General features: G+C 71.9%; 12 protein-coding genes. 10 read left to right on the top strand and 2 right to left on the bottom strand.

Annotated elements, in window-relative coordinates; genetic code table 11:
* The 3 genes from VM840_03185 to VM840_03175 form a co-directional block, all read left to right on the top strand.
* Positions 1–1,098: cation:proton antiporter (locus VM840_03185; GenBank protein HVL80581.1), on the top strand; the 1,098-nt coding region annotated here is incomplete at its 5' end.
* Between the two features lie 165 nt (positions 1,099–1,263).
* Entirely contained in the window at positions 1,264–2,028 is a 765-nt protein-coding gene (locus VM840_03180) for an SDR family oxidoreductase (protein HVL80580.1), read from the top strand.
* 17 nt (positions 2,029–2,045) lie between these two features.
* The gene (locus VM840_03175; GenBank protein ID HVL80579.1) at positions 2,046–2,210 is read left to right on the top strand and encodes a hypothetical protein; all 165 of its coding nucleotides are present in this window, start codon (positions 2,046–2,048) and stop codon (positions 2,208–2,210) included.
* Position 2,211: 1 nt separating this feature from the next.
* On the opposite strand, the gene VM840_03170 is transcribed toward VM840_03175, so the two are convergent.
* A complete protein-coding gene (locus VM840_03170; protein ID HVL80578.1) occupies positions 2,212–3,414 on the bottom strand; it encodes a hypothetical protein in 1,203 nt (400 codons plus the stop codon).
* An 89-nt stretch (positions 3,415–3,503) separates the two neighbouring features.
* Between VM840_03170 and VM840_03165 the strand changes: the two genes are divergently transcribed.
* The 3 genes from VM840_03165 to VM840_03155 are packed head-to-tail and all read left to right on the top strand — an operon-like array spanning position 3,504 to position 5,398.
* Positions 3,504–4,337, top strand: coding sequence for a VOC family protein (locus VM840_03165; GenBank protein ID HVL80577.1), 834 nt, complete (start codon positions 3,504–3,506; stop codon positions 4,335–4,337).
* Positions 4,338–4,351: 14 nt separating this feature from the next.
* Positions 4,352–4,948 carry a hypothetical protein gene (locus VM840_03160; GenBank protein ID HVL80576.1) on the top strand — a complete coding sequence of 199 codons (597 nt, stop codon included), beginning with the start codon at positions 4,352–4,354 and terminating at the stop codon, positions 4,946–4,948.
* 36 nt (positions 4,949–4,984) lie between these two features.
* On the top strand, positions 4,985–5,398 hold the full coding sequence (locus VM840_03155; protein HVL80575.1) for a response regulator: 414 nt from the start codon (positions 4,985–4,987) through the stop codon (positions 5,396–5,398).
* Here VM840_03155 and VM840_03150 read toward each other — a convergent pair.
* Complete coding sequence (locus VM840_03150; GenBank protein HVL80574.1) at positions 5,395–6,933, bottom strand: NAD(P)/FAD-dependent oxidoreductase; 1,539 nt, start codon at positions 6,931–6,933, stop codon at positions 5,395–5,397. The two genes, VM840_03155 and VM840_03150, sit on opposite strands and share 4 nt — an antisense overlap.
* A gap of 95 nt (positions 6,934–7,028) precedes the next feature.
* Between VM840_03150 and VM840_03145 the strand changes: the two genes are divergently transcribed.
* The 4 genes from VM840_03145 to VM840_03130 all read left to right on the top strand — a co-directional run bounded on the left by VM840_03145 (position 7,029) and on the right by VM840_03130 (position 11,438).
* Positions 7,029–8,027: a hypothetical protein gene (locus tag VM840_03145; protein ID HVL80573.1), complete on the top strand. Its 999-nt coding sequence runs from the start codon at positions 7,029–7,031 to the stop codon at positions 8,025–8,027.
* Positions 8,028–8,030: 3 nt separating this feature from the next.
* Positions 8,031–9,626, top strand: a complete 1,596-nt coding sequence (locus VM840_03140; protein ID HVL80572.1) for a glycosyltransferase family 2 protein — start codon at positions 8,031–8,033, stop codon at positions 9,624–9,626.
* Between the two features lie 11 nt (positions 9,627–9,637).
* The gene (locus tag VM840_03135; protein HVL80571.1) at positions 9,638–9,874 is read left to right on the top strand and encodes a hypothetical protein; all 237 of its coding nucleotides are present in this window, start codon (positions 9,638–9,640) and stop codon (positions 9,872–9,874) included.
* A 163-nt stretch (positions 9,875–10,037) separates the two neighbouring features.
* Complete coding sequence (locus VM840_03130) at positions 10,038–11,438, top strand: glycosyl hydrolase family 18 protein (protein ID HVL80570.1); 1,401 nt, start codon at positions 10,038–10,040, stop codon at positions 11,436–11,438.
* Positions 11,439–11,501 lie beyond the last annotated feature (63 nt).

The raw sequence follows: 11,501 nt of genomic DNA, 5'->3' as shown, positions 1-11,501 counted from the left end.
CTGCTGCTCGGAGCGATCCTCGCCTCGACCGACCCGGTCGTTCTGCGCGACGTGCTGCGCGACCGGAGGCTGCCGCGCTCGGTGCGAGCCGCGCTCGGCATCGAGGCGGGCACGAACGACGTTGTCGTCCTGCCCGTGATCCTCGTCCTGGTCGCCGTCGCCAACGCGGAGGTGGGCGGGGTCGGAGGATGGGCCCGGTTCGCGCTCAGCCTCTTCGTCGTGGGCCCGGCCGCCGGGTTCGCCGTGGGAGCCGGGGGAGCCTGGTTGATGTCGCGTGCCGACGCGGCGTTCGGCATCCGTCGCACCTACCAGTCCCTGTTCGGCGTGGGGCTCGTCCTGGCCGCCTACGTCGCGGGGGTCGCGGTCGGGGGGGACGGCTTCCTCGCCGCCTTCGCGGGCGGTCTGGCCGTCACCGTGCTGAACCAGTCGCTATGCGACTGCTTCCTCGAGTTCGGCGAGTCGGCGGCGGAGATGTCGATGCTGGTCGCCTTCGTCCTCTTCGGCGCGCTGCTGTCCACGCAGATCCCGCTCGTGCCCGTAGGGCCTGCGGTGCTCCTCGCCGTACTCGCCATCGTCGTCATCCGGCCCCTCGCCATCGGCGCCGTACTGGTCGCGCGGTCCCGGGCGCTCTCGCGCAGCGCTCGTCTCTTCATCGCCTGGTTCGGCCCCCGCGGGCTCAACTCGCTCCTGTTCGCGTTGATCGTGGTCCACGCGGACGTGCCCGGCTCCGACCGGCTGCTCGCCGCCACCGGTGTGGTGGTGGTGGTGTCCGTGCTCGCGCACGGCGCCTCGGCGACGCCGCTCTCCTCCTGGTACGCGGCGCGCCTCGCCGAGACGACCCTCTCCGAGGAGAGGACATCGCTCGCCACGGGGCTGTTCGAGGGTCCGGACCCGGACGTCCCCCGGACGACCGTCGAGGAGCTCGCGGCCCTGCTCGCGTCTCCCGCACCGCCCGTGGTGATGGACGTCCGTTCCCGTTCGTCCTACGAGCACGACGGCGTCCGGATCCCGGGGGACGTCCGAGTGCCTCCCGACCAGGTCGACGAGTGGGCCCGTGAGCGCCTCGAGAACCATCCGGTCGTCCTGTACTGCACCTGACGCGACGAGGCGACCAGCGCCCGTGCGGCGCGGCGACTGATCCAGCTCGGCGTGCAGGCCTCGGCCCTGCAGGGCGGGCTCGACGCCTGGCGTGCCAGGTACGACGTGGAGCCGGTCCAGTAGCGTTGGGGGCCTGGGCGGCAGGACACAGGAGGGTGCATGGGCATCTCTGACCTCTTCTCGATCGAGGGCAAGACCGCGGTCGTCACCGGCGGCTCCCGAGGGATCGGCCTGATGATCGCTCGTGGCTTCACCGAGGCGGGAGCCAAGGTCTACATCTCCTCGCGGAAGGCCGACGTCTGCGACGAGGTCGCCGCGGAGCTCGGATGCGGATCGATCCCCGCCGACCTGTCCAACGACGAGGGGGTCGAGCACCTGGCGCGCGAGCTGCAGGCGCGGGAGGGGTCCGTCCATATCCTCGTCAACAACGCCGGCAACGCCTGGGGAGCCCCCTTCGACGAGTTCCCCATGCACGCGTTCGACCGGGTGTGGAACCTCAACGTGAAGGCGCCGTTCCACCTCACCCGGCTCCTCCGACCCCAGCTGCGGGCCGCCGCCTCCGACCGCGACCCGGCCCGGGTGATCAACATCGGGTCGATCGACGGGATCCACGTCCCGATGATGGACAACTTCTCCTACTCGGCCTCCAAGGCCGCCATCCACCAGCTCACCCGCCACATGGCGAAGGAGCTCGTGCAGGACAACATCACGGTCAACGCCATCGCGCCCGGACTGTTCCCGAGCCAGATGACGAAGTGGGCCTTCTCCGACGAGTCGGTGGGGGAGGCGATCCGGACGTCCATCCCGATCGGGCGACACGGTGAGCCGGAGGATATGGCCGGCACCGCGATCTACCTGTCCTCGAAGGCGGGGGCGTTCGTCACCGGAGCGGTCGTCGTGGTGGACGGGGGGAGCGCGACGCTGAAGTGACGGACCGTTCCCGCACCGTGTCCTGTTCGCGCTGCGGCGAGAGCGTCACCTGCGCGGAGGACTCGATCCCGCCGGGGTGGACCATCCTCACGGAGGACCGGCGCGTCTCCTACGTCTGCGTGGCGTGCGCGCGGGAGAACCTGCGCTCCATCGAGGCCAAGCTCCCCGAGGAGTACTGGTAGGTCACTGCGGCGGTAGCCCGACGACGATCGGACCCGGCGGCTCGGAGTACTCGAAGCGGGTGAGGGTGGAACCCCCGGGGAGCCGCTTCAGGACCCAGATCTCCAGACCCCCGGCCTTCACCGCGCTCCCGTCGGGGTTGCCCCGGGCCAGCGCCGCGTGGCTGTTGTAGAAGCCGGTCGTGGCGTTGCGGACCGGGACCCGCCCGTAGCGTCCGCGCAGCCTGGCCCAGCTCGAGCTCCCCGTCATCTGGCACGGGGTCAAGGAGGTGCCGTCGTCGAGCTCGGTCAGGTACCACCGCGACCCGGCCCAACCGCCGGAGTTGTGCATGATCGAACCGTTCCAGTCGGGGTTCGCGCAGCCTCCAGGGCCGGTCGCCGAGTACAGGTCGGGTGAGTTGAAGGCGTAGTGCATCAGCTCGTGGGTGGCCACGTATCCGAGGTGCAGGTCGTCGCGCCACCTCGTCGCCAGCAGCTGTCCGCGCCTCCCGAGCGAGATCTGGGTGCAGGGCGACTCGATGGCGAACCCGCTCCAGGTGTGGCTGTCGTGGGGGATCGTCGTCTGTATCAGGAAGTCCGCCATGTTGCCCTTCGTGAACCCGCACGGCGCGTTGTTGTAGAAGGGCACGTTCGCGGCGTGGTCGAGGTTCGTGTCCGTCACGAGGACGCGCCCGACCCGGACGAACCCGTCCGAGGCGTCCCACGTGCGCTCGGCCATGATGTCCATGCCGCGCGCTATATCGGCCAGGTTGGCGCCGTCGGGACCGCGGTCGACGACGGGTCTCTCCGGGCTGTCCAGCTGGGCGACCAGGTCGATCGTGTAGGGGTCGCCGGGGTCGGTGTAGGCGTTCACCGCCCGGAAGCTCACCGTGCTCGAGGCCTCGCCCGTGCGCGTGTCGACCACCTGCGCGTAGTAGGTGAGGCCGACCGTGAGACCGTCGAACATCACCATCTGGGCGGTGTCCGGGAGCCCGGGCTCGGGAGCCGCCGTCCGGTCGAGCGCGCCGGCACTCGTCCCGTACCGCACGACACCGGAGACGGGCTGCGTCGCCTGCCATGCGACGACCCCCCTGTACCCGGTCTTCGTCGCGAACGCGACCACCTCGGTGAACAGTCCTCCGGCTCGCGCCGGGAGGGGGACGATCACGAGCGCGGCCACGAGGGCCGCCATCAACGCTGTCCAGGCTCTGCGCACGCGTGACTCCATGCTCGGGGGAGGGCTACCGGTCCATTCGCCGCCGCCCACGCGTTCCCTCCCCATGGCGCGGGGTTGGCCGACCTGCCAGAGTCGGAGGCATGTCGGGGTACGAGATGCCTCCCGATGCCTCCCTGGCCGGTTACGAGCTCCGGGTCCGCGACCTGGAGGCGAGCGTCCGGTTCTACACCGACGTCCTGGGACTGCACGCCGACCGGCGGGAGGACGAGCTCCTCCTCGCCCCGTCCGGCGGCGGGTTCACGGTGCGCCTGACCCACGACCCGGGAGCCCCCATCCGCCCCTACCCCTCGGTCGGGCTCTACCACTGCGCGATGCTCGTCCCCGACCGGCCGGCTCTCGGCTCGATACTCCGCCGGCTCCTCGAGATCGGCTGGCCCCTGGAGGGGGCAGCCGATCACGGCGTGTCCGAGGCCGTCTACCTGCGCGACCCCGAGAACAACGGGATCGAGCTGTACCGCGACCGTCCCCGCGACGAGTGGCCCCGGGAGCAGGACCAGGTGGCCATGTACAGCCGGCGGCTCGACGACGAAGGGATCCTGGGCGAGGCTCCCGCGTCCGGACCGCTGCACCCCGACACGCAGCTCGGACACGTCCACCTGCACGTGCCGGACATCGAGGGAGCCGAGCGCTTCTACGCGGACGGACTCGGCCTCCGCGTCACCCAGCGGACCCTGCCGGGAGCCCTCTTCCTGGCCGCCGGCGACTACCACCATCACCTGGGGACGAACGTGTGGGCGCGCGGCCGGACCGCGCCCCCGGAGGCCACCGGGCTCGTGCGCTACACCTGGACCGTCCCCGATCTCGCCTCCCTCGAGACCCACATGTCGTCGTCGCCGCTCGACCCCCGCCGGACCGACACCGACCTCCGGGTCACCGACCCGGCCGGTGTGGAGGTCGTGCTGCGCTCCGCCTGACCCAGGGAGGACAGATGACCCTGTACGCCGAGACGCCGTCGCTGCGCGCCCGTCAGATGGCGCTGGACGCCGCGGTCGCCGCCTGGACCTATCTCTGGGTACGGACGGGCATGTGGCTGCACGACCTCGTCGCTGCCCTCGTCGAGCCCGGCCGGATGCTCGAGGAGGGGGGCTCCCGCATAGCGCAGGGGCTCGGGTCGGCCGGGAGCAGCGTCTCCGGCGTCCCCGTCGTCGGGAGGCTGCTGTCCGGCCCGCTGGACACGGCGGCCGAGGCCGGACGCGCCTTGGAGCGTGCGGGAGCCGCCCAGCAGGAGGCCGTCATGACCCTCGCACTCGTCCTCGGTGTGGTCGTGGCCGTCCTGCCGATCGCGTTCGTCGCGCTGCGTTACCTGCCGGGTCGCGCCAGGTGGGTCAGGGAGGCGACCGCCGCCCGTCGGCTCCTGGGCTCCGCTCCCGACCTGCGTCTGTTCGCGATTCGGGCCGTGGCCAACCGCCCCCTCAGCGAGCTGAGGCGGGCGACGCCGGATCCCGCCGGCGCCCTCGAGTCGGGGGCGTACCACGCCCTGGCCGCGTTGGAGCTGCGCGCGCTCGGGATAAGGACGCGCCAGTGACGCCGCTCGTCGGATGGGGTGCGCGATGATCGAGGCATGGGGACACCTCCGCACGTGCTGCTCGTCGACGACGACGACGACTTCCGCACCCTGTGCGCGCGGATCCTGCGCGAGCAGGGGTACCGGGTCTCCCAGCTGGGAGACGGCGACCAGCTGATCGCGCACCTCGAGGGGAAGGGGGCGCCGGACCTGATCGTGACCGACCTGATGATGCCCGGCCGTACGGGGTGGGCCGCGCTCGGGGACCTGCGCCGCGACACGCGATACGCGTCCGTCCCGGTCGTGGTCATGACATCGCGGGACGACGAGGATTTCCGCCAGATGGCCCGGACGCGCGGCGCCCAGGCGTACGTGCTGAAGCCGGTCGGCCCCCGCGAGCTCATCGACGTCGTGCGTGAGGCGCTGGCCGCCGCCGCCCAGCCGGCCGACCCCCGCTGGCGCGACCGCTAGGCGTCGGACATCGCGCAGTGCGCGGCGTTGCGCCCCGGCGCGCCGGTCACCGCCCCGCCCGGGTGGGCGCCCGACCCGCAGAGGTATAGCCCCCGGACGCCGGTGCGGGCGGTGAACCGCCCGTCGAAGCACTGTTCCGGGGTCATCTCGCCGTGGAAGATGTTCCCGCCCGTGAGGCCGAACCGGTCCTCGAGGTCGGGAGGTCCGAGCACCTGCCGGGCGACGATCGCGTCCGGGAGGTTCGGCGCGTGCTCGGCCAGCGTCTCGACCACGGCGTCCCCGGCCGCGGCACGGAGACGCTCCCACCCTGCGCGGTCTGCGTCCGATATGCGTCCGAGGGCGTCGGACAGGCCCGACGGTGCGTACTGCGCGAACGCCGACAGAACGTGTCCGCCTCCGGGGGCGAGGGTCGGGTCGGTGACCGACTGGATGAACACCTCCATCCACGGACGGCGTGATACGGCGCCCCCGGCCGCCTCCGCGTACGCCTCCTCCAGGTAGCCCAGCGACGGCGAGACCTCGATCGTCCCGGCGTGCTGGGGGGCGGGCTCGGTCCCCGGCGAGGAGACGAAGCTGGGGAGCTCGCGGAGGGCCAGGTTCACCTTCACCACGGGGCTCGCGGTCCGCCAGGCGGACAGCCGCTGCGCGTACCGCTCGGGGACCGCCTCCATGAGGCCGCCTGTCCGCACCGGGTCGGCGCACGAGAGGACAGCGTCCGCCCCGATCTCGGTCCCGTCCTCGAGCACGACGCCCCGGACTCGGTCCCGCTCCTGGACGACCCGCGCCACGGGCGCGGAGGTCCGGATGGCGGCTCCGGCCTCGGCGGCGGCCGCGGCCAGCGCCCGGGACACGCCGCCCATCCCGCCCCGGACGTACGCCCAGGTGCCGGTCGCACCGCAGAGCTCGCCCCCGAGCGCGTGGTAGGTCAGGACCCAGGCCGTCCCGGGCGCGCTGGGCGGGACCGACGCACCGATGATCCCCTGGGACCCGAAGATCCCGCGGAGCTCGTCGGAGGCGAAGAACCGGGAGACCGTCTCGGACGCGGAGCCGACGATGGCATGCCGGAAGACCTCCTCTGGCAGCTGTCGCTCGAGGTCGGCCAGCGCCGGGGGCTCAGGGGCCTCGAAGGCAGGCCGGATGAGCCGAACCGCCGCGTCGAGGAACGCGCCGTACCGCGCGTAGCCGTCCGCGTCGCCGGGCGCGATGCGCTCGATCTCGGACCGGGTCCGGGCCGGGTCGCGCCAGACGAGGAGGTGCCGTCCACCGGGCAGGGGCGCGAAGAGCTGGGGGTCCTTCGGCTGTATCACGAGGCCGTGCGTGGCCAGGTCCAGCTCGGCGTGGATACGCGGACGCAGCAGCGAGAGCGAGTAGGAGGCGGTTGAGACGCGGAAGCCGGGGGCCAGCTCCTCCGTGACCGTGGCGCCGCCCACGACGTCACGCCGCTCGAGCACCGTGACCGCCCAGCCAGCCCGGGCCAGGTACGCGGCGGCGACGAGCCCGTTGTGACCCGATCCGATGACGACCGCCTGCCTCATTCCCCCCGAACCTACAGGTTTCGTGGTCCCCCGCCCGGGGGACCACTTCACCGGTAGTGCAGAAGGTCTAGACACCTGGGGAGGGCCGAGAGGCCGTGCACGGACGCGAGGGCACAGGCGACGAGGGCTTCGACCTGCCGCGCCGTCGCATGATCCAGAAGGCCCGCCGCCGGGCCGAGGACATCGTCGCCCAGGGCATGGCCGAGGCGTACGCGATCCGCCGGGAGGCGGAGCGCGAGCGGGAGACCGTCCTGAAGCAGGCCGAGGCCGAGGCTCGCAGCCAGGTCACGACGGCCGAACACGAGTTGAACCCCGCCATAGCCGCGCTCATCGCGGACGCCCAGGAGGAAGCGGAAGCGATCATCGAGCGGGCTCGGGCCGAGGCGGGCTCCATCGTGGCTCAGGCCGAGGCCGCTGCCGACGTAGCCGCCATCCGTCAGGCCGCGCTCGAGGAGGCCGAGGCGATCAAGGCCGTCGCGATCCAGGAGGCCGAGCGCATCCGCCGTCGCCGGGAGGAGCAGGTCCTCACCCCCGTGCACTCCGCCGAGATCGCTACGCGCGAGTTCCCGACCTCCATGCGCGGGCTCGATCAGCAGGCCGTCAAGGGGTGGCTCTCGCTCGTCGCCGCCTCCCATTCGTTCCTCGAGGACGAGGTGGCTCGCCTGCAGGAGTGGTGGGACGCGCTCCTCGAGACGCTCGTCGACATCCGCACCCAGGAGGCGACGAAGCCCGAGGCCGCCCGCGAGGACCCGTGGGACCGCGTGGTGACCGCCCTGAACGAGGCCCGTCCTCGGCAGGGGGAGCCCCGGGACAACTTCGAGACGCTCCTCGTGCGGTCGGCGCTGCTCGAGACCCCATTCCGCCGCTCGCTGTACGGGCTGGAGCCCTCGCAGGTCCGGCGGGTCCTGGAGGACGCCGCCACCCGCCTCGCCCGTCTGCAGCACCGGGTGGCGGTGCTGGAGAGGCAGAACGACCGGATGCGGGACCGCCTGCTGACGAGGCTCATGTCACCCGACGCGCTCGACGCCGACGTCCGGCCGCTGCGCCAGGTGGGCGACGCCAGGGGCACGCTCCCAGCGATCGACGGGCGGTAGACCGTGGCCGGCGCCTGGGCGCTCGTGAGCGGGGGCCGAGGCCCCGACCTGCTCCGGGAGACCGTCACCCGTATACCCCTGCCGCAGGACAGGATCCACTGCGTGGTCGCCACGCCCGAGGAGGCGGACGCAGTGGTCGGGCTGGCCAGGGCCCAGGTCCTCACCGAGTGGCCGGGGCCGCCCGCCGCCCTCGCCTCGCTCGTCCGCAACCTCGCTGCGACCATGGGCAGCGACCCCGTGACCCTGCTGGCATCCGGCACGGTCCCCCGTCCCCTGCTGTGGACGGAGGTCCAGCGGCTGCTCGCCCAGGGTGGTCTCGTCGTGCCGGCCGACCGGTCCGCAGGCGGCTGGACGCGCCTCGGGAGGATGGCCCCCCGGGTCCTGCCCCACGCGGTCCTCGTGCCCCAGAGCGGGATGGCCGCGCGCGCGGACGTGCTACTCGACCTCGTCCACCGGGGCCTGCTTGGGGAGGAGGGGCTCACGCTCGCCGAGGTCGCCGAGGTGGCCGGCGGCCTGCGCGTCATGAGCGGCAAGGTCGCGCAGTGGCTCCCGCAGCCGCCCCGCCCCGACCCGGGGAGGCCGTCGACCGTGACGGTCATGATCCCCGCGCACAACGAGGAGGCCTGGATAGGACACACCCTCCGGAGCCTGCACCGGCAGACGCGGCGTCCCGACCGGATCCTGGTGATCGACGACTGCTCGACGGACCGCACCGCTGAGATCGCGCGCCACCTCGGCGCGGATGTGCTGCACACGGAGATCAATCGGCTGAAGGCGGGAGCCCAGAACCTCGGCCTCCAGCACGTGCAGACCGACCACGTCATCTCGATCGACGCCGATACCACCCTGCACCCCGAGTGCGTCGAGCGGCTGGTGGCCGACCTCGACGGAGGGTGGGACGCCACGAACGGGGCCGTCCTCCCGCAGTTCGAGAAGGGGATGTGGGCCAGGGGACGGATGGTCGAGTACGCGATGGCGATGCGGGTGCATAAGCGGGCCCAGCGGACGCTCGGGACGATGTTCGTCCTCTCCGGCTGCGTGGCCGCCTTCCGGACGCAGGCGCTCCGCGCCGTGGCCGGCTACGAGAGCAATACGCTCGCCGAGGACATGGACATCACCTGGCGCATGCAGTTCGCCGGCTTCCGGGTCGGCTACACCCCTCGCGCGATCTCGTACCCGGTCGAGCCGCAGACATGGACCCTGTACAAGGCGCAGATGCGCCGCTGGGCGGGCGGGTTCTTCCAGTGCCTGGCCACCCATCGCCGGGCGATCGGTCGCCGCGCCTCCCTGAGCTTCCTCGTCCTGGCCGGGCTGATCGACCTCGTCATCGCCTGGCTGATGGTTCCGCTGCTCCTCACCTACGGGGTCGCGGGGGCACTCAGGGGCGACCTCAGGGTCGGTCTGCTGGTCGCCGCTCCCCTGTTCGCGGTGGCCATACCCGCCGTGGCGGCGGCGGCGACGGTCGGGGTCCGCCGGGCGCTGGTTTCACTCCCCGCCTATGTGGTTATGACCTACCTAGCGCAGTGGTTCTACCTCGAAGCCCTGTTCCGGGAGTGGGTCCTGCGCCGCCAGAGCCTGACCTGGGTCAAAGGACACTAAGGAGACGCGATATGGGCACCTACTACGCACCGACCAGCGTCGGGGCGGCGGCCGTCCTCGGGGCCGCAGCCGCGAAGGGTGTGCAGGCCGCCGCAGCGGAAGGCTTGCAGCGCCTCCCGTCCACCGGCGCGTCGATCCAGGCGCTCGCCGGCCTGGGGACCACGCTCGCCGCGCTGGGAACGCTGATGATGCATCGTGGGCGCGATCGCAGGCTGAGCCCGGCGACGCCCCTCGAGCACGACTCGTAGCGATCGCACCCCGTACCAGGAACAAGGAGGCCCGGTGCTCGGCACCGGGCCTCATCCTTGCTAGGCTCCGAGCGGCGAACCCGGGCTGGGTGACCCGCCGACGAGTCCGCATCTGGTCCGAACGGACTATTCGGTCGAGTCGTTCCCGGCCGATGCATCAACCATGCGGACAAATCGGAACCACATCAGCACGCTCGGGGCGAAGGCCGGCCGGACATCGGCCGCCGCAGGTCTGGCCTTCCTCCTGGCGCTCGTGATCCTCCCCCCGGCACCGGCAGCGGCCTCCACGTCCGGACCGAAGCTCGCCGCCTGGCTCCCGTACTGGGACCAGGCCAGGGCGCTCAAGTCCTTCACCGACAACGCCGACCTCTACTCGGAGCTGTCGCCGTTCTGGTACGAGATGCGTGGGACGACCTCCGTACTCGCGTACCCGGGAGCCGGCGACAGGACCGTGGTCGACGCGGCGCGATCGCGGGGGGTCCGCGTCATACCGACGATCAACAACGACTTCGACCCGGCCAGGGTCTCGACGATGCTCGCGTCCTCCACGAACCGGACGGCGCATGTGAACACGCTCGTGAACCTCGTCGTGAACAACGGCTACGACGGGATCGATATCGACTACGAGAGCATGTACGCAGCCGACCGCGACCGCTTCACCTCGTTCATGACCGAGCTGGGCTCGGCTCTGCGCAGCCGCGGCAAGGTGCTCGCGGTCGCCCTGCACCCGAAGACGTCGGAGCCCGGGACCTGGGACGGTCCGAGGTCCCAGGACTACGCGGCTCTGGGCAGGGTGGTCGACCGGGCTCGCGTCATGGCCTACGACTACCACTGGTCGACCAGCACCGCCGGACCCGTCGCGCCGCTGGCCTGGGTCGACGACGTCGCCCGCTTCACGGCATCGGCCATCGCTCCCTCGAAGGTGCAGCTGGGGATGCCGCTCTACGGCTACGACTGGCTCGGCAGCTCCGGGGAGGGCCTCGTTCACCAGGACGTCGAGGCTCGCCGCGTGAAGTACGGCGCGACCCGCCGCTGGGACGACACGGCGAAGGCGCCCTGGTACTCCTACAGCGTCAACGGGTCGACCCGGACCGTCTACTACGAGGACCGCGAGTCGATCAAGGCGAAGATCCCCGTCGTCTCCCGCTACGGACTGGCCGGCGCCGCCACCTGGAGGCTCGGCGGTGAGGACGCCAACGTCTGGAGCGAGTTCCGGACAGCATGGGGCAGCGGGGGGACCACGACGACGACGACGCCGCCCACAGACGGGACGGCGCCGTCCAAGCCAGCCAGCGTCAAGGCAGCCACGATCACCGGCGGGGTCCGAGTGACCTGGACCGCCTCCACGGACACGGGTGGCAGCGGCCTGGCTGGATACGAGGTCCACCGCAGCACGAGCCACTCGTCGGGGTACGCGAAGATCGCCACGGTGGCGTCGCCCTCCACCGCCTACTCGGACACGGGCCACAAGAAGGGCGTGCGGTTCTACTACAAGGTGCTCGCCTACGACGGGGCCGGGAACAAGAGCGTGCTGTCCAGCTACGCCACCGCCCGCACGGGCTAGAGAACACACGGGGGGTTGTCAGTGGGGGCTCGGCCTATAGGCCGGGCCCCCACCGTCTCTCCG

This window comes from Actinomycetota bacterium, from assembly GCA_035540895.1.
Classification (GTDB): Bacteria; Actinomycetota; JAICYB01; order JAICYB01; family JAICYB01; genus DATLFR01.
This window is presented reverse-complemented; position numbering and strand designations above follow the sequence as displayed.